Origin of the sequence: Rhizobium sp. NLR10b, from assembly GCF_019685435.1 — a bacterium.
Classification (GTDB): domain Bacteria; phylum Pseudomonadota; class Alphaproteobacteria; order Rhizobiales; family Rhizobiaceae; genus Rhizobium.
The window spans coordinates 120,654-138,277 of the sequence record NZ_JABDWV010000004.1 but is presented as its reverse complement, the minus strand read 5'-3'; the positions used below and the strand labels follow the sequence as shown (position 1 = coordinate 138,277).

The following is a 17,624-nucleotide window of genomic DNA, read 5'->3' as shown; positions in this document are numbered from 1 at the left end:
GGACAACCTCCTCGCTCGGGATCAGTCGAGAAAAGGCGCCACGTTAAGTGTTTCGAGGTCGAGACTGAGCGTTGCGAGGCCCGACCTCTTGTCTTACCGCACCGCCAGGATCCGATCCAAGAATGGTCCCACATTGGCCCGCGGGCAAGCGGTAAACGGCGTATCGTGACCGGAAAAGTCCGTTTTCTCAAAATTCAGCCTTTCACCAGAGCGGGCCGCTGGCGGAAGTGAAGCTGGATTGAGCGGATGAGGGGCGGACCCGCGACAGGCCGCAGCCGCCCTCAAGGCAGCGCGTCAAAACCTTCGGCGAAACCCTTGAGATCAACAGGGATGCCGATCCCTTCTTCCGGCGTCTGGAAGACGATGAAGGTGGCCTGGGCGCCGCTGCGGAAGGTCTTGAGCAGTTCGTCCTCGAGCACGACTTCGGCATAACAGCCGTCGGCGAAGCAGCGGACGAAGTAGGCGCGGCCGATATCCTTGCCGTCGACATTCAGTCCGAGACCGTTCGGCAGGAGCACGCCGAGCGGCGCCAGCACGCGCAGGATCTTCGATTTGCGGTCGGCCGTCTTCAAGACGACGACGGAAAGCCCGACCTCCGGCCGGTCCTCGGCGATGACGTTCTGCATCAGCGCGCATTGTTCCGTCGCCGCACCGGCCGGCTTGTCGCAAACAACCGACCATGCGCCGTGGTTGGATTTCACGGTGCCGGGCGCCTGCGGCTGCGTCTGGCCGGGCGTTACCTGGATATTCGGGTTGGCAGCCGGGGGCTGCTGCGCCGGGGCAGGGGCGGCCGGTGCCGGTGTGGTGGGTTGGGCGGGGGAAGGGGCGGGTTGCTGTGCGAAGACGGGCGTCGTCGCTGCGGCCGCGATGCTGGCAGTCACGAGAAGCGACCGCGCGAGGGAACGGAAACCCATGGAAACCTCTGGATATCGAATCATTGCGGCTATTGTTGAAGCTGCCCACCGGAAATGAAAAGCCCCACCCCGTGAAAACCGGGGGACTGCGGCAGAAATTGGACCTCTGTCAAATAATGTGCGGTGGTCGGATCGGCCGGAAATGGCATTTTTCATATGCTGATGAAAAACTTGGGATGTTTTGCCGTTCGGCCTGCCTGTGCTTTAAGCAAAAATGCCGCATAGACAATTGCTCCTGCCTGTTGCGGCAAATGCCAAACTGTGGTTTGAAGCGCTGAAGATGGCAAGGATTCTGCGTTCGATTTAGCAGGTCAAGCGCTCGAGGGAGATAATAAGGTGATGAAGAAGGCTTATGCAGCTCTGACCGCGCTGGTCTGTCTGCTTTTTGCTTCCGGCACATATGCCGACCAGCCGACGCCGTGGCAGGCGACGCTGCAGCCGGCGGCGACGCCGATTATGCGGGAAATTCATTGGTTCGAACAATATACCCTGTGGTTTATCGTTCCGATCACGCTCTTCGTTCTGATCCTGCTCATCGTCGTCTGCTTCAAGTTCCGCGCCAGCGCCAATCCGGTTCCGTCGCGCACGAGCCACAATACGCTGATCGAGGTCATCTGGACCGTGGGGCCGGTCCTGGTGCTGCTCTTCCTCGCCATTCCCTCGTTCAATCTTCTGACGGCGCAGCTGACGCTGCCCGAAAATCCTGACGTGACGATCAAGGCGACCGCCACCCAGTGGCAATGGAATTATGAATATGAAGGTTCGGGCGACAGCCCGCTCGCCTTCGATTCCTACCTCTTGAAGGATCAGGATCGCGCGGCCGCCGGCAAGGAAGACAAGTCGGTCTATCCGAGACTGCTCGCCGTCGACAACGAACTGGTGCTGCCGGTCAACAAGACGGTGCGCGTTCTCGTGACCGCGGCACCCACCGACGTCATCCACGCTTTCGCCATGCCGTCCTTCGGCATCAAGATCGACGCCGTACCGGGCCGCCTGAACGAGACCTGGTTCAGGGCCGAGCGCGAAGGCCTGTTTTATGGCCAGTGTTCCGAGCTCTGCGGCAAGGACCATGCGTTCATGCCGATCGCCATCCGCGTCGTCTCCGAGGACAAGTACAAGCAGTGGCTGACCGCGGCCGCCAGCGACCTGCCCGGCGCCTACAAGACACTCATGGCCGCAACCGATGGTCCCGCAAAGACCGTCGACGTTGCCGAAGCACAGTAATTAAGGGGATCGGGACAATGGCTGGACCTTCCGCTCACGACGATCATTCTCACGCCCACCACGACCATGCGCATGATGATCACGATCACCATGATCACGGGCACAAGCCGAGCTTTGTCAATCGCTGGCTGTTCTCGACCAACCACAAGGACATCGGCACGCTCTACCTGATCTTCGCGATCATCGCCGGCATCATCGGCGGCGCGCTGTCGGTGGCCATGCGCATGGAGCTGCAGGAGCCGGGCATCCAGATCTTCCACGGCCTGGCCTCGATGGTCTACGGCTATGAAGGCGATGCCGCGATCGACGGCGCCAAGCAGATGTTTAACATGTTCACGACGGCGCACGCGCTGATCATGATCTTCTTCATGGTCATGCCGGCGATGATCGGCGGTTTTGCCAACTGGATGGTGCCGATCATGATCGGCGCGCCCGACATGGCCTTCCCGCGGCTGAACAACATCTCCTTCTGGCTGATCGTCCCGGCCTTCGCGCTGCTCTTGCTGTCGATGTTCGTCGAAGGCCCGGCAGGCGCTTACGGTACGGGCGGCGGCTGGACTATGTATCCGCCGCTGGCAACGAGCGGCACGCCGGGACCGGCGGTCGATCTGGCGATCTTCGCGCTGCACATTGCCGGCGCCTCGTCGATCCTCGGTGCGATCAACTTCATCACCACGATCCTCAACATGCGCGCCCCCGGCATGACGCTGCACAAGATGCCGCTCTTCGCCTGGTCGGTGCTGATCACCGCCTTCCTGCTCTTGCTGTCGCTGCCAGTTCTGGCAGGCGGCATCACCATGCTGCTGACTGACCGCAACTTCGGCACCTCCTTCTTCTCTCCGGAAGGCGGCGGCGACCCGATCCTCTACCAGCACCTGTTCTGGTTCTTCGGTCACCCCGAGGTCTACATCCTCATCCTGCCGGGCTTCGGCATGATCAGCCACATCATCTCGACCTTCTCGAAGAAGCCGATCTTCGGCTATCTCGGCATGGCCTACGCAATGGTTGCGATCGGCGCCGTCGGCTTCGTCGTCTGGGCCCACCACATGTACACGGTCGGTCTGTCGCTCGATGCGCAGCGTTACTTCGTCTTCGCCACGATGGTCATCGCCGTTCCGACAGGCGTGAAGATCTTCTCCTGGATCGCGACGATGTGGGGCGGCTCGATCTCGTTCCGCACGCCGATGATCTGGGCGATCGGCTTCATCTTCCTGTTCACGGTCGGCGGCGTCACCGGCGTCCAGCTTGCCAATGCCGGTCTCGACCGCTCGCTGCATGACACCTATTACGTCGTGGCTCACTTCCACTACGTTCTGTCGCTCGGCGCCGTCTTCGCGATCTTTGCCGGCTGGTATTACTGGTTCCCGAAGATGACCGGCTACATGTACAACGAGTTCGTCGGCAAGCTGCATTTCTGGGTCATGTTCATCGGCGTCAACCTGGTGTTCTTCCCGCAGCACTTCCTCGGTCTCGCCGGCATGCCGCGCCGCTACATCGATTATCCGGATGCCTTTGCCGGCTGGAACTATGTTTCCTCGATCGGCTCCTACATCTCGGCCTTCGGCGTGCTGATCTTCCTCTTCTCGGTCTTCGAGGCCTTCGCCAAGAAGCGCATCGCCGGCGAGAATCCGTGGGGCGAGGGTGCGACGACGCTGGAGTGGCAGCTGCCTTCGCCGCCGCCCTATCACCAGTGGGAACAGCTGCCGCGCATCAAGTAAAGCGCTTGGAAAACCGGACGCCGCATTCGAAACGGCGTCCGGCATAGTAAATTCAGGACGGAATGATGACGGTTATCGACAATCACGAGGCGCTTGCAGAGGACGGCGAAATGTCGGAAGCGAGCGCGCGCGATTATTTCGAGCTCTTGAAGCCGCGGGTGATGTCGCTCGTGGTCTTCACCGCCTTTGCCGGCCTGGTGCTGGCCCCGGGCCACATCAACCCCGTCCTCGGCCTGATCGCCATCCTCTGCATCGCCGTCGGCGCCGGCGCCTCGGGCGCGCTGAACATGTGGTACGACGCCGATATCGACGCCGTCATGAGCCGCACGGCCAAGCGCCCGATCCCGGCCGGCCGCGTCGCGCCGTCGGAGGCGCTCGCCTTCGGTCTGGTGCTGTCGGGCTTTTCCGTCGTCATTCTCGGCCTTGCCGTCAATTGGCTGTCGGCCGGCATCCTTGCCTTCACCATCTTCTTCTACGCCGTCATCTACACCATGTGGCTGAAGCGTTCGACGCCGCAGAATATCGTCATCGGCGGTGCCGCCGGCGCCTTCCCGCCGATGATCGGCTGGGCCTGCGTGACGAATACGGTGACGATCGAGAGCACCGTTCTCTTCCTGATCATCTTCCTCTGGACGCCGGCGCATTTCTGGGCGCTTGCCCTCTTCAAGATGCGCGATTACGAGGCCGTCGGCGTGCCGATGCTGCCGAACGTCGCCGGCGAGCGGGTGACCAAGCATCAGATCGTCGCCTATGCGGTGCTGACCGCCATCTGCGCGGTGCTGCCGTCCGTCCTCGGCTTCGCGAGCTTCGGCTACGGCCTCGTCGCCGCCGTGCTCGGTACGATCTTCATCACCTGTTCCATCGCCGTCTGGCGCATGCCCGACGGCGATCTGAAGATGGTGCCGGCAAAGAAGCTCTTCGCCTTCTCGATCTTCTATCTCTTCGCTGTATTCTCCGCTTTGATGATCGACCGGCTGGCCGCTATGCTGGTTTCGCAAGTGGGAGGCTCGCTCTGATGGATCTCGTCAAGCTCACCGAAAAGCAGATGAAGTCGCGCCGCAACCGCAACATCGCCCTTGGGCTGGTGCTGGCCGGTCTCGTCGTCCTCTTCTATGCGATCACGATCGTCAAGATCGGCGGGGGGATGGCCGGATGAGCGAAAAAGCCGCCGCACCGAGGAAGCAAGGCCGCAACAACGGCGCCGTCGTGCTGATGTGCCTGAGTTTCGTCTTCGGCATGGGTGCGATGAGCTATGCCGCCGTGCCGCTCTACCGCATCTTCTGCCAGGTGACCGGCTATAACGGCACGACCCAGCGCGTCGAGCAGATGTCGAGCATCGTGCTGGACCGCAAGATGCGCGTCACCTTCGACGCCAATGTCGCCCCCGGCCTGCAATGGAATTTCAAGCCGGTCGAGCGCGAGGTCAGTCCGAAGATCGGCGAAACCATCCAGGTCAATTTCGTCGCCGAGAACCGCTCGAACGAGACCCAGCGCGGCCAGGCGGTGTTCAACGTCACGCCGGGCGAAGCGGGCGCCTATTTCAACAAGGTGCAATGTTTCTGCTTTACCGAAACGGACCTGAAGCCGGGCGAGAAGCTGGAAATGCCGGTCGTGTTCTATATCGACCCTGAAATCGTCAAGGCGGTGGAATCGAAAGATATCCACACGGTGACGCTGTCATATACGTTCTACCCGAAAGAGGGTCCGAAGCCTGTCGCTTCGAATGAGGGTGGAACGGTAAAGATTGAAAAGAAACTTTGATCAAGGCTCGTTTCCGGCTATGCCGGGAGCGAAGTGAGGAAGACATCCGGGGATAGCCACATGGCCGATGCGCATCAGAAGAACCACGACTACCACATCATCGATCCGAGCCCGTGGCCGATTCTCGCCTCGCTCGGCGCCTTCATCATGGCGATCGGCGGCGTCTGCTATATGCGTTACCTGAACGGCGGCTCCTTCAAGCTCGCTGGCGCTGAACTCGCCAATCCCTGGCTCTTCTTTATCGGCCTCGTGCTGGTTCTTTACGTCATGTACGGCTGGTGGGCCGATACGGTGAAGGAAGCCCATGAGGGCTCTCACACCCGCGTCGTCTCGCTGCACCTGCGTTACGGCATGATCATGTTCATCGCTTCGGAAGTGATGTTCTTCGTCGCCTGGTTCTGGGCTTATTTCGACGCCAGCCTGTTTCCGAACGAGGCGATCCAGGCCTCGCGCATGGCCTATACCGGCGGCGTCTGGCCGCCGAAGGGCATCGAAGTCCTCGATCCCTGGCACCTGCCGATCTACAACACCGTCATCCTGCTGCTCTCCGGCACGACGGTCACCTGGGCGCACCATGCGCTGCTGCACAATGACCGCAAGGGCCTCGTTCAGGGCCTGACGCTGACCGTGCTGCTCGGCATCCTGTTCTCCAGCGTGCAGGCCTACGAATATGCCCACGCCCCGTTCGACTTCAAGAATTCGATCTACGGCGCGACCTTCTTCATGGCGACCGGCTTCCACGGTTTCCACGTCCTCGTCGGCACGATCTTCCTGCTGGTCTGCCTGCTGCGCGCGCTGCGCGGCGATTTCACACCGAAGCAGCATTTCGGCTTCGAGGCAGCCGCCTGGTACTGGCACTTCGTCGACGTCGTCTGGCTGTTCCTGTTCTTCTGCATCTATGTCTGGGGCGGCTGGGGCGCACCCGTCGCAGCCGGCTGATCGGAAGCGATGTTCAAGCGAAAGGCGGGCCTCGGTCCGCCTTTTCTGTTTTGGCTCCACGCACCGTGATCGCAGGGCTTAATCCACGGCGCGGCCCGTGACGTCCCGCTACGATTGAGTGAGAATCACCAAGGTCTCCGGCAATACTCCGTCATACTCCATCGCATCCGCAGCTTGCTTGGACTTCATAAATTCCTCCAGGCGGCCCATGTCGGGAACGTCCATGACGAGGCCAACGCGATTGGACGCCTGTGGATCGACAAACGTACGAATGTTTGTGCAGCCGAGGGGCTCGAAGACCTCTTTGCGGCGCGGTGAAGTGAGCCAATGTTTGACGTCCTTGACGTCGTGGTAGGCCAATATGGTAGGCATAGCATCCTCCTCTCAAAGCCAAGTGGAACACTACGCCGCGATCGATCACATTGATATTACCCGGATGGGCGGGGCGCATCGTCGTCGGCAAATGGCAAAGATGTCGATGTTCTCGTCGATTCCTGCCCCAGCTTCGCACCTGGAAGCGATCATGGTGGCATTTGCCGCCGAACTCGGCGTCGATGCTCGCGTCAAGTCGGTCAAGCCTGAGCCTAATGGAGAGTGGGACGTACGATTGGCATCAACGTCCGCCAGCGATCCTTTCGAAGGCCGAAGGTCCGGGGATGCCGAGATCGAGGCGTTGGCGGATTGCCTCGGCGCATTCGTCGGCGGTCAGCACCGAGGTATCGACCTCCATGTCGTAGATGCCTGGCCGGTGCACCTCGTCCTGCCAGCGCTGCACCGGTTCGGGAACCGGCATGTCCGCAGTGGCGCGGAGATACAGCGTCTCGCGGCCGTCTTGTTCAATGTCTCGCCGCTGCATGATCGTCTCGAGCGGACAGCGCACGCCGACGAACAGCACGGAAAATCCATCGAGACGCCGGGCGCAGTCGGGAAGTATGCCGAGTGGGTGCGAATAGCTGTCGTGATGGCCGAGATCGGCGACGACGTTGAGGCCCAATCCGGCATGGATGGCGATCGACTCGTAAAGGGCGGCATAGAGGAAAGGTATCAGCTCTTCGAGCTCCGGCCGCTCGCCGCCGGGCCTGAGCCCGATGCCGGGCAAATAGCGCTGCGGCGTCATCGCATTGTAGCTGTCGACGCCGAGGTTGATCCACGGTCCCTCGAATTCGTCCTGGATCGCCCGGGCAATGCTGGATTTGCCGCTGCGCGGCGCGCCGTTCAGGATAATGATCTGTCCGGCATGGCTGTCATTGGTCATCAGTCTTCTTCTTCTTCTGTTTGGCGCGAATCGGTGAGGCGAAATCGCGCAGGCATTTCCATTCGGGATGCGAATACTTTATGGGAGAGTTAAGGCAGCATCGAAAAGCCGCGGTCGCAAGTGGCCGCGCAAAGGAACAGCATGAGCGAGGACAGCGCGCAATTTCCCCCTCTCGATCCGGTGAAAACCGGTATCAAGGGCTGCTGCCCGCGCTGCGGTCATGGCAAGCTGTTCGATGGCCTGCTCGGCCTGAAGCCGCGTTGCGCCTCCTGCGGCCTCGATTATTCCTTCGCCGATTCCGGTGATGGCCCGGCCGTCTTCGTCATCCTCATCGTCGGCTTCATTATCATTGGCATGGTGCTGTGGCTGCAGGTCAATTATGGGCCGCCGATCTGGGTGCATATCCTTATTTTCGCGCCGCTGACGATCATCCTGTCGCTCCTGACGCTGCGCTGGTTCAAGGGCATCCTGATTGCCATGCAGTACCGTCATAATGCCCGCGAAGGACGTCTGAGTGACTGATGTCGATCACGCCGGGCCGCGCCGCCGGCTGCCTGTCATATCCGGCTTTCTGGTGCTGGTTGCCCTTGCCATTCTGGTTTCGCTCGGCACCTGGCAGCTGCAGCGCCTCACCTGGAAGCAAGGCCTGCTCGCCGACATCGCCGCGCGCCAGGCTGCCGCGCCGGTGCCGCTCGCCGGCATCGAGGCGATGGCGGCTTCCGGCGGCGACATCGAATACCGCAAGGTTACCGCCACCGGCCGCTACATCAACAACAAGGAGCGGCACTTCTTCGCCACTTGGCGCGGCCAGACCGGCTTTTACGTCTATACCCCGCTCGAGCTTGCCGACGGGCGCATCCTCTTCGTCAACCGCGGCTTCGTTCCCTATGAGAACAAGGAGCCGGAAATGCGCATGCAGGGCCAGCTGACTGATCAGCAGACGGTCACGGGCCTCGCGCGCGCCAAACTTGCCGGCAAGCCCTCCTGGCTGGTGCCCGATAACGACGTCGCCAAGAACATCTTCTACTGGAAGGACCTCGACGTCATGGCTGACAGCGTCGGCCTGGAGAAGGCGCGCGTCATCCCGTTCTTCGTCGACGCCGATTCCACGCCCAACCCGGCCGGCCTGCCGATCGGCGGCGTCACCCAGGTCGATCTGCCGAACGATCATCTGCAGTATGCCCTGACCTGGTACGGGCTTGCCGCCGTGCTCGTCACCGTGGTGGCGATCTCCTGGTTCCGAAAACCCGGCAGGGCACCTCGGCAATAGTATCGCTTCAATTCCCGGCCATATTGGGCTAGAGGTCCCTTACTCCTATCGGACGGAATTTTGACGGAACGGACATGAATATTGCGGCGAAACCTCCCTTGACGATCAGGCTCTGCGGGCCGCGCGGCTTCTGCGCCGGCGTCGACCGCGCCATCCAGATCGTCGTGCTGGCGCTGAAATCCTATGGCGCGCCGGTCTATGTGCGCCACGAGATCGTCCACAATCGTTATGTCGTCGAGGGGCTGGAGGCCAAGGGCGCCGTCTTCGTCGAGGAACTGGACGAGATCCCGCCCGAGCATCGGGCCCAGCCGGTGGTCTTCTCGGCCCATGGCGTGCCGAAATCGGTGCCTGAGGATGCCGCGAGCCGCAACCTTTTCTATCTCGACGCCACCTGTCCGCTGGTCTCCAAGGTCCACAAGCAGGCAATGCGCCACAATCGACTTGGCCGCCACGTCGTCCTCATCGGCCACGCCGGCCACCCGGAAGTGATCGGCACGATGGGGCAGTTGCCGGAAGGCGCGGTTTCGCTGATCGAGACGATCGAGGATGCCGACGCCTACGCCCCGGCCGACCCCGACAATCTCGGTTATGTCACCCAGACGACGCTGTCGGTCGACGATACCGCCGGCGTCATCGCCCGCCTCCAGGAGCGATTTCCCAACCTGACTGCGCCGGCGGCGGATTCGATCTGTTATGCGACGACCAACCGCCAGGAAGTGGTGAAGCAGGCGGCCCCCGGCTGCGATCTTTTCATCATTGTCGGCGCACCGAATTCCTCCAATTCCAAGCGCCTCGTGGAAGTGGCGCTGAGGGCAGGGGCGAAGAAATCGATCCTCGTCCAGCGCGCCGCAGAGCTCGACTGGGAGGAGATCGGCGCGATTTCGACGCTTGGCCTTTCCGCCGGCGCCTCGGCGCCGGAGGTGATCGTCAACGAAATCATCGAAGCCTTCCGCGCCCGCTTCGATGCCCGCGTCGAACTGGCCGAGACGGTGCAGGAAACCGAAAACTTCCTGGTCAACCGCGAATTGCGCAGCATCGAGCTGACCGCGGCCGACATGGCGTTCGTCAACGGCTAGGCCGCGATCGCGTCCCAGGTCATCCATCCATCATACAGAGACGAGACTTCACTTGGCAGTCTACACCGATATCGCCGAAGACGATCTGAAATGGTTCCTGACGGAATATGATGCAGGCACGCTGCTCTCCTACAAGGGCATCGCCGAAGGCGTCGAAAACTCCAATTTCCTGCTGCATACCTCCAAGGCGCCGCTGATTCTGACGCTTTATGAGAAGCGCGTGGAAAAGAGTGACCTGCCTTTCTTCCTCGGCTTGATGCAGCATCTCTCGGCCCGCGGCCTGTCCTGTCCATTGCCATTGCCGCGCCGCGACGGCGGGCTGCTCGGCTCGCTCTCCGGCCGCCCGGCCGCGCTGATTTCCTTCCTCGAAGGCATGTGGCTGAGAAAGCCGGAGGCAAAGCATTGCCGCGAGGTCGGCCGGGCGCTGGCCGAAATGCACGTGGCCGGCGAGGGCTTCGAGTTGAAACGGCCGAACGCCCTGTCGCTCGATGGCTGGCGGGGGCTCTGGGAGAAGTCCGAGGCGCGTGCCGACGAGGTCGAACCCGGCCTGCAGGGCGAGATCCGCAAGGAGCTTGATTTTCTCGCCGCCGCCTGGCCGAAGTGCCTGCCGTCCGGCGTCATCCATGCCGACCTCTTCCCCGACAACGTCTTCTTCCTCGGCGACGAGCTCTCCGGCCTGATCGATTTCTATTTCGCCTGCAACGACCTGCTCGCCTATGACGTCTCGATCTGCCTGAACGCCTGGTGCTTCGAGAAGGACGGCGCCTACAACATCACCAAGGGCATGGCGATGCTCGAGGGTTATCAGAGCGTCAGGCCGTTGAGCGGTGAAGAAATCGCCGCCCTGCCGGTGCTCGCGCGCGGCTCGGCGCTGCGCTTCTTCCTGACCCGGCTCTATGACTGGCTGATGACGCCGGAGGGCGCCATGGTCACCAAGAAGGACCCGCTCGAATATCTGCGCAAGCTGCGCTTCCACCGCCAGATCGGCTCGGCCGCCGAATACGGATTGAGCCTATGAAACACGTCGATATCTTCACCGACGGCGCATGTTCCGGCAATCCCGGTCCCGGCGGCTGGGGCGCAGTATTGCGTTATGGCGAGGTCGAAAAGGAGCTTTGCGGCGGCGAGGCGGAGACGACCAACAATCGCATGGAGCTGATGGCGGCGATCTCGGCGTTGCAGGCGCTGAAGAGCCCTTGCGAAGTCGACCTCTATACCGACAGCGCCTACGTCAAGGACGGCATCTCCAAGTGGATCTTCGGCTGGAAGAAAAACGGCTGGAAGACATCGGACAAGAAGCCGGTGAAGAATGCCGAACTCTGGCAGGCGCTTGAGGAAGCCCGTAACCGCCACAAGGTGACGCTGCACTGGGTCAAGGGCCACGCCGGCCACCCGGAAAACGAACGCGCGGATGAACTTGCGCGCCGGGGCATGGAGCCGTTCAAGAAGGGCAAGGCGATTTCGTTTTAAGTGTGGGAGGTTTTGCCGTTACGCACCTCTCTCAATAAAGCACTGGCGGCGTGAATGTGCCCGTCGGTTCAACCCAATCTCCGTCATGCTCGGACTTGACCTGCTCGAGGCCGAGGATGACGGAATATCTGGTGTCGTCCCAGCCAATTCGTCCCCGAAAGCCGACAATGGGCGGACTCATCCGATGACGAGCACTTTTCATCTCAATGCTGCGACGCCGTCGCCGCCCCCTGGATCAGCCGATGCAGATATTCGAGCTTGGCCACAACAGGCGAGGAGAGCACGAAGGGGTAGGAGTCGGGCTGGCCCATGCTGCGCTGGATGGCGTTGATTGCGAGGCTGAGCGGCACCCAGGCGCTGACGAGCTGCTCGGCGCTCTGTGCCCGATAGGGAAGAAAATCGACCTCGCCTGCGATTTCCTCGTGGCCGCGCGGATCGATGGCGATGCCGAAGGCGCGGGCCGTCTCCAGCGTATCGACGATATGGAGGTAATGCGCGAAGCATTCGGCGAAATCCTCCCAAGGATGTGACGAAGCATAGGCGCTGATGAAATTATCCTGCCATCCCAAGGGCGGGCCGGCGGCATAGTGTTTCTGGAGGGCCGCCGCATAATCCTGCCGCTCGTCGCCGAAGACGGCGCGGAAATCATCGAGGCCGTTCTGATCGCGGACCAGCTTGTTCCAGATGAAATGGCCGGTCTCGTGGCGGAAATGGCCGAGCAGCGTGCGGTAAGGTTCGTTCATCGAGCTGCGCGCTTGTTCGCGGGTGGCGTCGTCGGCTTCGGCGGCGCGGATGGTGATCAGGCCTTCCTCATGGCCGGTCATGGCCGGCACGACATTGCCGTTGCCCTGCAGGGAATCCTCGAGGAAATCGAAGACCAGGCCGCCATGCGGATCTTCGCCGCGATCGGGATGCGGCAGCCTCCAGCGCAGCAGCGAATAGAAGAGATGACGCTGCGCCTGACCGATGCGCCGCCAGCGGTCTATGCCGTTCTGGGTATCGGTGTTCGGAACCAGCCGGTTGTGGCGGCAGGCGGCGCAGAATTCACTGTCGCTCTCGTCCTCCACCAGCCAGTTGCAGATGTCGAGGCCGGCATTGGCGCAGAAGCCCACGTGCCGGTCGGGATCGGAAACGAGCTGCCAGGCCGTCTCATCGCGCGGCTCCAGCGCATGCATCGCGAGGTCGCCGGGCAGGAAGCCGAGGCGATGGTTGCAGCGCACGCAGTGACGATTGTCGAAGTGGACGACCTGGTCGCAATTGTCGCAGGCAAAGAGTTTCATCGTACTGATCTCTGCAAGGCGGGGGGCGGATTAAAAATGCCCGCTGCGCGCGTGCGCAGCAGGCATGGTTTATCCGGGCTGCTGTGGTTCAGAGCCGGTCGACGGCGCCCTTGAGCTTGTCCTTGACCTTGCCGGCTGCGACCTGCCCCTTGCCCTTGGCTTCCTGGACGTCGCCCTTGGCCTGCATGTCGCGATCGCCCATGGCCTTGCCGGCGGCCTGCTTGGTCTTGCCGGCAATTTCGTTTGCCTTGCCTGAAATCTTGTCGCTGGTGCTACCCATCTGTGATGTCTCCATTCTCGGCGACGGACCTCTCGTCCGCGCGGGAAGGGAACGTCACTCGCGCCTATTCGTTCCCGCGACCGTCAGGTGAGCCGCGACCGTCAGGCGTGGCCGGCTTCAGCCGAAAGCATGGCGGCGTTGATGCCCATGCCGGCGAGCGCCCGCTCGTATTTGTCGTCGAGATTGCGGTCGAAGATCAGTTCCTCATTGGCAGGGCAGGTGAGCCAGCCATTGTTGGCGACCTCGTTTTCCAGCTGGCCGGCCGCCCAGGAGGAATAGCCGAGCAGCATCGTCGCGCGCTTCGGCCCCGCGCCCTTGGAGATGGCGCGCACGATGTCGAGCGTTGCCGTCAGGCAGATGTCGTCGCTGACCGGGATCGAGGAGTCGCTGGCATAATCGTCCGAATGCAGCACGAAGCCGCGGCCGCTCTCCACCGGGCCGCCCGTCTGGATCGGGAAATCGCGCGCCCGCTGCGGCAGCACGATCGGTTCTTCCTGCTTGATCATGTCGAGATGCTGGAGCACGTCGGTGAAGGTGAGGCTCTGCGGCCGGTTGATGACGAAGCCCATGGCGCCGGCATCCGAATGCGCGCAGATGTAAATCACCGTGCGCGCAAAATTGCGGTCTTCCATGCCGGGCATGGCGATGAGGAACTGGCCATCGAAGAAGCCACGTTCCCGTCTGTTCTTCAGCGTCGATAAGGACATCGTTCCTCCTGCTGCCAGACCGCACCAAGGCCCCGACAAGAGAAAGATGGGCCAATGTCACAAATCAATCAACCGAAAATGAAGATTTAAATGGCCGCGGCTTCTGGCGGCAAGAGAGCACTTTCGGTAAACCGTTGTTCCATGATGATTATTTTCATGGCCCCGCGACGGCTTTTGATGGCGGTCATTTCCGTGGCCGCGGCCCTCGTCCCCTTTTGTTCCGCAAAAGCGGAGATGAGCGCCTGGGCCGAGGCCGAGGGCGGCCGCATGCGCCTGGTGGCGCTGGCGCCCGATGCCGGCGGCAAAATCCGCGCCGGCCTGCAGATCGAACCGAAACCCGGCTGGATCACCTATTGGCGCGAGCCCGGCAACAGCGGCATTCCGCCTCAGGTCACCATCGCGCCGGCCAGCGGTGTGACCCTCGATGCCATTGCCTATCCCGTCCCGAAGCATTTTTTCAAAGGCGGGATCGAGGATATCGCCTATGACGCGCCGGTGACGCTGCCGCTATCCTTGATGGCGGCTGGCAAAGGCGGAGTCGAGATTGACGCCTCGGCTTTTATCGGCATCTGCAGGGATATCTGCGTTCCCTTCCAGGCGAATTTGAGCCTGAAGCTCGGCCGCGCCATGCAGTCGCACCCGGAGGAAGAGGCGATCCTGGCGGCCGCTGACGCGACGCTGCCGAAGCCGCCGTCGGATGATTTCAAGGTGACGGCGCATGCGATCTCAGCTGATCGGAAGACGCTGTCGCTGACGCTCGCTCTGCCGGGTGACGGCAAGGGGACCCCCGATATCATCGTCACCGGCCCGAGCGGTTATGCCTTCACCAAGCAGAGCGGCGGCAAACGCGATGGCGCCACCTTCAAGACCGATATGATGATCGGCAGGCTGCCCAGGGATTACGACATGTCAGGCAAGCGCTGGGGCGTGCTTGTCATCGATGGCGACAGGGCGATGGAGACCACGCTTGCCTTTGAGTGACCGGCACTTATAGTCGCCCTATTCCCAGGCGGCGCCCGCCGCAGAGCACGAACCCAACAAGCCAAACCCGAGGAGAAAACCATGACCATCGCGATCGGCGACAAGCTTCCGGCCGCCACCTTCAAGGAAAAGACCACCGACGGCCCGGTCGAAATCACCACCGAGCAGCTCTTTGCCGGCAAGCGCGTCGTGCTCTTTGCCGTGCCGGGCGCCTTCACGCCCACCTGCTCGCTGAACCACCTGCCGGGCTATCTCGAAAACCGCGATACCATTCTTGGCAAGGGCGTCGACGACATCGCCGTTCTCGCCGTCAACGACTGGCATGTGATGGGCGCCTGGGCGCAATCCTCGGGCGGGCTCGGCAAGATCCACTTCCTCGCCGATTGGGACGCCGCCTTCACCAAGGCCGTCGGCCTCGAAGCCGACCTCTCCGCCGGCGGCCTCGGCCTGCGCTCCAAGCGCTATTCGATGCTGGTCGAAGACGGCGTCGTCAAAGCCCTCAACGTCGAGGAAAGCCCCGGCCAGGCGACGGTTTCCGGTGCAGCGGCGATGCTGGAACTGCTTTGAGTTTTCATTCGGAGAGATAAAGGGGCGGCCATTCGGTCGCCCTTTTCAATTGTTGCCGCGCCGCTCGTGTGCTGGCGAATTGGCGGAGACGCCCTCCTTCTTCCCAGGCCACGGCTGCTCTGTCATGCGGAGTAGCTGCCCCTCACCCTAACCCTGTCCCGGTAAACGGGGAGAGCGGACCTGCCACGCGAGAGTCTACCGGGGAACGGAGAGGTCGCGGCGTGTCCCTTCGCCCCGCAAGCGGGCAGAAGGTGCGGGTAGGCGGATGAGGGGCAGCCGCCATCTCCTGGGCCGAGATGAAGGGGCCGACGCCAAGAAAGGGCATGGCGTTCGCGCCCTTTTCAATTCCACGATAGTCCAAGCCTCAATCTTGCCGCAATCGTTATAACATTACAGCAGTAATGTTATTACATTTTAGGATCAGCCATGCCGCGAAACCCCGATCGCCTTCCCATCAGCCTCATGGGACAATCGGCCTTATCGAGGGCAGTCGGCATCACACTGGTCATTGCCGTCCTCTGGCTCGCCACCCGCTGGGCGGTTCTGCTGCCATGACGCCGCTGATCCGTCTCGACAATCTGACCATCGCCTATAACAGGCATCCAGCCGTCCATCATGTCTCCGGCGTCTTTGCGCCGGGCAGCCTGACGGCGATTGCCGGGCCGAACGGGGCGGGCAAGTCGACGCTGCTGAAGGCGATCATGGGTGAGCTTCGTCCGGCCGAGGGCCGGGTCGAGCACCGGCTCGGCCGGGCGGAATTCGGCTATCTCCCGCAGGCGGCCGAGATCGATCGCCGCTTTCCGATCTCGGTCATCGACACCGTCATGCTCGGCGTCTGGAAGGCGAGGGGAGCCTTCAGCCGTGTCGGCCCCCTCGACCTGAAGAGAGCAGGCGAGGCGCTTGCCGCCGTCGGCCTCGACGGCTTTGCCAGTCGCCATGTCGGGTCGCTCTCGGCCGGCCAGTTCCAGCGTGTGCTTTTTGCCCGTCTGCTGCTGCAGGATGCCGGCGTCATTCTGCTCGACGAGCCTTTTACCGCAATCGATGCCCGCACGACCCGGGATCTCGTCGAACTCGTCATCCGCTGGCACGGCGAGGGCCGCACTGTCATCGCCGTGCTGCACGATTTCGAGCTCGTCCGGGCGCATTTCCCACAAACCTTGCTGCTTGCCCGCGAGCTTGTCGGATGGGGCTCGACCGCCGAGGTCATGTCCTCCGCTAATCTGATGAAGGCCCGCGCCATGTCCGAGCGCTGGGATGAGAACGCCGCGGCCTGCTCACCGCAAGAGGCGCCGGCGGCATGACGGTCTACGATCTCTTCCTGGCGCCCTTTGCCGATTTCGGTTTCATGCGGCGTGCCCTCGTCGCCTGCCTCTGCCTCGGGCTCGGCTCGGGGCCGATCGGCGTCTTTCTGATGCTGAGGCGCATGAGCCTGATGGGCGACGCCATGAGCCATGCGGTGCTGCCGGGGGCGGCGATCGGCTATCTCCTCGCTGGCTCGTTGTCGCTGACGGCCATGGGCCTGGGCGGCCTTGTCGCCGGCCTTTCGGTGGCGCTGCTTTCGGGTGCCGTCAGCCGCATGACCGTGCTGCGGGAGGATGCGAGCTTCGCCAGCTTCTATCTCGCATCGCTGGCGCTCGGCGTGCTGATCGTCTCGCTGCGCGGCTCGAACATCGATCTGCTGCATGTGCTGTTCGGCACCATCCTGGCGATCGATGCGCCCGCTCTCTATCAGATCGGCGCGATCACTTCGCTGACGCTCGTCGTCCTCGCCGCCATCTACCGGCCGCTGGTGGCCGAATGCTTCGATCCGGGTTTCCTGCGCGCCGTCGGCGGCCGCGGCCCGGCCTATCATGTCCTCTTCCTGCTGCTGGTGGTGCTGAACCTCGTCGCCAGCTTCCAGGCGCTCGGCACGCTGATGGCGGTCGGCCTGATGATGCTGCCGGCCGCCGTCGCCCAGCTCTGGTCGCGCAGCCTGCCCGCCATGATGCTGATTGCCACCGCCAGCGCCGCCGCCTCCGGCTATCTTGGCCTGATCGCCTCCTACCATCTCGAACTCGCCTCCGGCCCGACGATCATCATGACGGCAGCCCTGATCTACGCCTTCTCAATCCTGTTCGCGCCCTCCGGCATCGCCCGGCGCCTCTTCCCCCGCCCGCATCTGAAGGGCTGACCTCAAGGAGAC

At 62.4% G+C, this 17,624-nt stretch carries 21 protein-coding genes; 15 read left to right on the top strand and 6 right to left on the bottom strand.

Translation table 11 applies throughout. The features are described from left to right. Positions 1–281 precede the first annotated feature (281 nt). The gene (locus HJB91_RS07770) at positions 282–938 is read right to left on the bottom strand and encodes an invasion associated locus B family protein (protein WP_210628929.1); all 657 of its coding nucleotides are present in this window, start codon (positions 936–938) and stop codon (positions 282–284) included. A gap of 315 nt (positions 939–1,253) precedes the next feature. Between HJB91_RS07770 and coxB the strand changes: the two genes are divergently transcribed. The 6 genes from coxB to HJB91_RS07740 all read left to right on the top strand — a co-directional run bounded on the left by coxB (position 1,254) and on the right by HJB91_RS07740 (position 6,556). Then, positions 1,254–2,138: a cytochrome c oxidase subunit II gene (gene coxB / locus HJB91_RS07765; protein ID WP_210628928.1), complete on the top strand. Its 885-nt coding sequence runs from the start codon at positions 1,254–1,256 to the stop codon at positions 2,136–2,138. 17 nt (positions 2,139–2,155) lie between these two features. Beyond that, complete coding sequence (gene ctaD, locus HJB91_RS07760) at positions 2,156–3,856, top strand: cytochrome c oxidase subunit I (protein WP_210628927.1); 1,701 nt, start codon at positions 2,156–2,158, stop codon at positions 3,854–3,856. A gap of 65 nt (positions 3,857–3,921) precedes the next feature. Further along, positions 3,922–4,872, top strand: a complete 951-nt coding sequence (locus HJB91_RS07755; RefSeq protein ID WP_210628926.1) for a heme o synthase — start codon at positions 3,922–3,924, stop codon at positions 4,870–4,872. After that, positions 4,872–5,012 (top strand): hypothetical protein, encoded by a 141-nt coding sequence (locus tag HJB91_RS07750; RefSeq protein ID WP_004672998.1) that lies wholly within the window; start codon positions 4,872–4,874, stop codon positions 5,010–5,012. The genes HJB91_RS07755 and HJB91_RS07750 overlap by 1 nt, the downstream gene beginning before the upstream one ends. After that, positions 5,009–5,617 carry a cytochrome c oxidase assembly protein gene (locus HJB91_RS07745; protein ID WP_221146658.1) on the top strand — a complete coding sequence of 203 codons (609 nt, stop codon included), beginning with the start codon at positions 5,009–5,011 and terminating at the stop codon, positions 5,615–5,617. The genes HJB91_RS07750 and HJB91_RS07745 overlap by 4 nt, the downstream gene beginning before the upstream one ends. A 60-nt stretch (positions 5,618–5,677) precedes the next feature. Beyond that, on the top strand, positions 5,678–6,556 hold the full coding sequence (locus tag HJB91_RS07740) for a cytochrome c oxidase subunit 3 (RefSeq protein ID WP_064800923.1): 879 nt from the start codon (positions 5,678–5,680) through the stop codon (positions 6,554–6,556). A gap of 108 nt (positions 6,557–6,664) precedes the next feature. Here the strand turns inward: HJB91_RS07740 and HJB91_RS07735 are convergent, their stop codons facing one another. After that, entirely contained in the window at positions 6,665–6,928 is a 264-nt protein-coding gene (locus HJB91_RS07735; protein ID WP_097597707.1) for a hypothetical protein, read from the bottom strand. A 241-nt stretch (positions 6,929–7,169) separates the two neighbouring features. Continuing rightward, the gene (locus HJB91_RS07730) at positions 7,170–7,811 is read right to left on the bottom strand and encodes a chloramphenicol phosphotransferase CPT family protein (RefSeq protein WP_210628924.1); all 642 of its coding nucleotides are present in this window, start codon (positions 7,809–7,811) and stop codon (positions 7,170–7,172) included. Between the two features lie 141 nt (positions 7,812–7,952). On the opposite strand from HJB91_RS07730, the gene HJB91_RS07725 reads away from it, so the two are divergent. The 5 genes from HJB91_RS07725 to rnhA all read left to right on the top strand — a co-directional run bounded on the left by HJB91_RS07725 (position 7,953) and on the right by rnhA (position 11,627). Next, on the top strand, positions 7,953–8,333 hold the full coding sequence (locus HJB91_RS07725) for a DUF983 domain-containing protein (protein WP_210628923.1): 381 nt from the start codon (positions 7,953–7,955) through the stop codon (positions 8,331–8,333). Further along, positions 8,326–9,081, top strand: a complete 756-nt coding sequence (locus HJB91_RS07720) for an SURF1 family protein (RefSeq protein ID WP_210628922.1) — start codon at positions 8,326–8,328, stop codon at positions 9,079–9,081. The genes HJB91_RS07725 and HJB91_RS07720 overlap by 8 nt, the downstream gene beginning before the upstream one ends. A gap of 74 nt (positions 9,082–9,155) precedes the next feature. Then, on the top strand, positions 9,156–10,157 hold the full coding sequence (ispH, locus tag HJB91_RS07715; RefSeq protein WP_210628921.1) for a 4-hydroxy-3-methylbut-2-enyl diphosphate reductase: 1,002 nt from the start codon (positions 9,156–9,158) through the stop codon (positions 10,155–10,157). A gap of 52 nt (positions 10,158–10,209) precedes the next feature. Then, the gene (locus HJB91_RS07710; RefSeq protein WP_221154259.1) at positions 10,210–11,175 is read left to right on the top strand and encodes a homoserine kinase; all 966 of its coding nucleotides are present in this window, start codon (positions 10,210–10,212) and stop codon (positions 11,173–11,175) included. Then, positions 11,172–11,627 (top strand): ribonuclease HI, encoded by a 456-nt coding sequence (gene rnhA, locus HJB91_RS07705; RefSeq protein ID WP_210628919.1) that lies wholly within the window; start codon positions 11,172–11,174, stop codon positions 11,625–11,627. The genes HJB91_RS07710 and rnhA overlap by 4 nt, the downstream gene beginning before the upstream one ends. Before the next feature lie 203 nt (positions 11,628–11,830). Here the strand turns inward: rnhA and HJB91_RS07700 are convergent, their stop codons facing one another. The 3 genes from HJB91_RS07700 to HJB91_RS07690 form a co-directional block, all read right to left on the bottom strand. Beyond that, positions 11,831–12,907 (bottom strand): putative zinc-binding metallopeptidase, encoded by a 1,077-nt coding sequence (locus HJB91_RS07700; RefSeq protein ID WP_221122523.1) that lies wholly within the window; start codon positions 12,905–12,907, stop codon positions 11,831–11,833. A gap of 88 nt (positions 12,908–12,995) precedes the next feature. Then, on the bottom strand, positions 12,996–13,187 hold the full coding sequence (locus HJB91_RS07695; protein ID WP_210628917.1) for a CsbD family protein: 192 nt from the start codon (positions 13,185–13,187) through the stop codon (positions 12,996–12,998). Between the two features lie 101 nt (positions 13,188–13,288). Beyond that, positions 13,289–13,894: a YqgE/AlgH family protein gene (locus HJB91_RS07690; protein WP_088396070.1), complete on the bottom strand. Its 606-nt coding sequence runs from the start codon at positions 13,892–13,894 to the stop codon at positions 13,289–13,291. Positions 13,895–14,035: 141 nt separating this feature from the next. Here HJB91_RS07690 and HJB91_RS07685 point away from each other — a divergent pair, with 141 nt between their 5' ends. The 4 genes from HJB91_RS07685 (at position 14,036) to HJB91_RS07670 (ending at position 17,612) form a co-directional block, all read left to right on the top strand. Next, the gene (locus HJB91_RS07685; RefSeq protein WP_221154257.1) at positions 14,036–14,875 is read left to right on the top strand and encodes a protein-disulfide reductase DsbD domain-containing protein; all 840 of its coding nucleotides are present in this window, start codon (positions 14,036–14,038) and stop codon (positions 14,873–14,875) included. A gap of 81 nt (positions 14,876–14,956) precedes the next feature. Further along, positions 14,957–15,442, top strand: a complete 486-nt coding sequence (locus HJB91_RS07680) for a peroxiredoxin (protein ID WP_210628915.1) — start codon at positions 14,957–14,959, stop codon at positions 15,440–15,442. A 551-nt stretch (positions 15,443–15,993) separates the two neighbouring features. Continuing rightward, positions 15,994–16,743 carry a metal ABC transporter ATP-binding protein gene (locus HJB91_RS07675; RefSeq protein WP_221154255.1) on the top strand — a complete coding sequence of 250 codons (750 nt, stop codon included), beginning with the start codon at positions 15,994–15,996 and terminating at the stop codon, positions 16,741–16,743. After that, entirely contained in the window at positions 16,740–17,612 is an 873-nt protein-coding gene (locus HJB91_RS07670) for a metal ABC transporter permease (RefSeq protein ID WP_221154253.1), read from the top strand. Before HJB91_RS07675 ends, HJB91_RS07670 begins: the two co-directional genes overlap by 4 nt. Positions 17,613–17,624 lie beyond the last annotated feature (12 nt).

Coding starts and splice junctions, on each gene's coding strand:
- HJB91_RS07745 (WP_221146658.1), top strand. CDS start 5,009: ATGAGCGAAAAAGCCGCCGCACCGAGGAAGCAAGGCCGCAACAACGGC.
- rnhA (WP_210628919.1), top strand. CDS start 11,172: ATGAAACACGTCGATATCTTCACCGACGGCGCATGTTCCGGCAATCCC.
- HJB91_RS07755 (WP_210628926.1), top strand. CDS start 3,922: ATGACGGTTATCGACAATCACGAGGCGCTTGCAGAGGACGGCGAAATG.
- HJB91_RS07740 (WP_064800923.1), top strand. CDS start 5,678: ATGGCCGATGCGCATCAGAAGAACCACGACTACCACATCATCGATCCG.
- HJB91_RS07750 (WP_004672998.1), top strand. CDS start 4,872: ATGGATCTCGTCAAGCTCACCGAAAAGCAGATGAAGTCGCGCCGCAAC.
- HJB91_RS07690 (WP_088396070.1), bottom strand. CDS start 13,894: ATGTCCTTATCGACGCTGAAGAACAGACGGGAACGTGGCTTCTTCGAT.
- coxB (WP_210628928.1), top strand. CDS start 1,254: ATGAAGAAGGCTTATGCAGCTCTGACCGCGCTGGTCTGTCTGCTTTTT.
- HJB91_RS07730 (WP_210628924.1), bottom strand. CDS start 7,811: ATGACCAATGACAGCCATGCCGGACAGATCATTATCCTGAACGGCGCG.
- HJB91_RS07675 (WP_221154255.1), top strand. CDS start 15,994: ATGACGCCGCTGATCCGTCTCGACAATCTGACCATCGCCTATAACAGG.
- HJB91_RS07700 (WP_221122523.1), bottom strand. CDS start 12,907: ATGAAACTCTTTGCCTGCGACAATTGCGACCAGGTCGTCCACTTCGAC.
- HJB91_RS07735 (WP_097597707.1), bottom strand. CDS start 6,928: ATGCCTACCATATTGGCCTACCACGACGTCAAGGACGTCAAACATTGG.
- ispH (WP_210628921.1), top strand. CDS start 9,156: ATGAATATTGCGGCGAAACCTCCCTTGACGATCAGGCTCTGCGGGCCG.
- HJB91_RS07725 (WP_210628923.1), top strand. CDS start 7,953: ATGAGCGAGGACAGCGCGCAATTTCCCCCTCTCGATCCGGTGAAAACC.
- HJB91_RS07685 (WP_221154257.1), top strand. CDS start 14,036: ATGATGATTATTTTCATGGCCCCGCGACGGCTTTTGATGGCGGTCATT.
- HJB91_RS07695 (WP_210628917.1), bottom strand. CDS start 13,187: ATGGGTAGCACCAGCGACAAGATTTCAGGCAAGGCAAACGAAATTGCC.
- ctaD (WP_210628927.1), top strand. CDS start 2,156: ATGGCTGGACCTTCCGCTCACGACGATCATTCTCACGCCCACCACGAC.
- HJB91_RS07770 (WP_210628929.1), bottom strand. CDS start 938: ATGATTCGATATCCAGAGGTTTCCATGGGTTTCCGTTCCCTCGCGCGG.
- HJB91_RS07680 (WP_210628915.1), top strand. CDS start 14,957: ATGACCATCGCGATCGGCGACAAGCTTCCGGCCGCCACCTTCAAGGAA.
- HJB91_RS07670 (WP_221154253.1), top strand. CDS start 16,740: ATGACGGTCTACGATCTCTTCCTGGCGCCCTTTGCCGATTTCGGTTTC.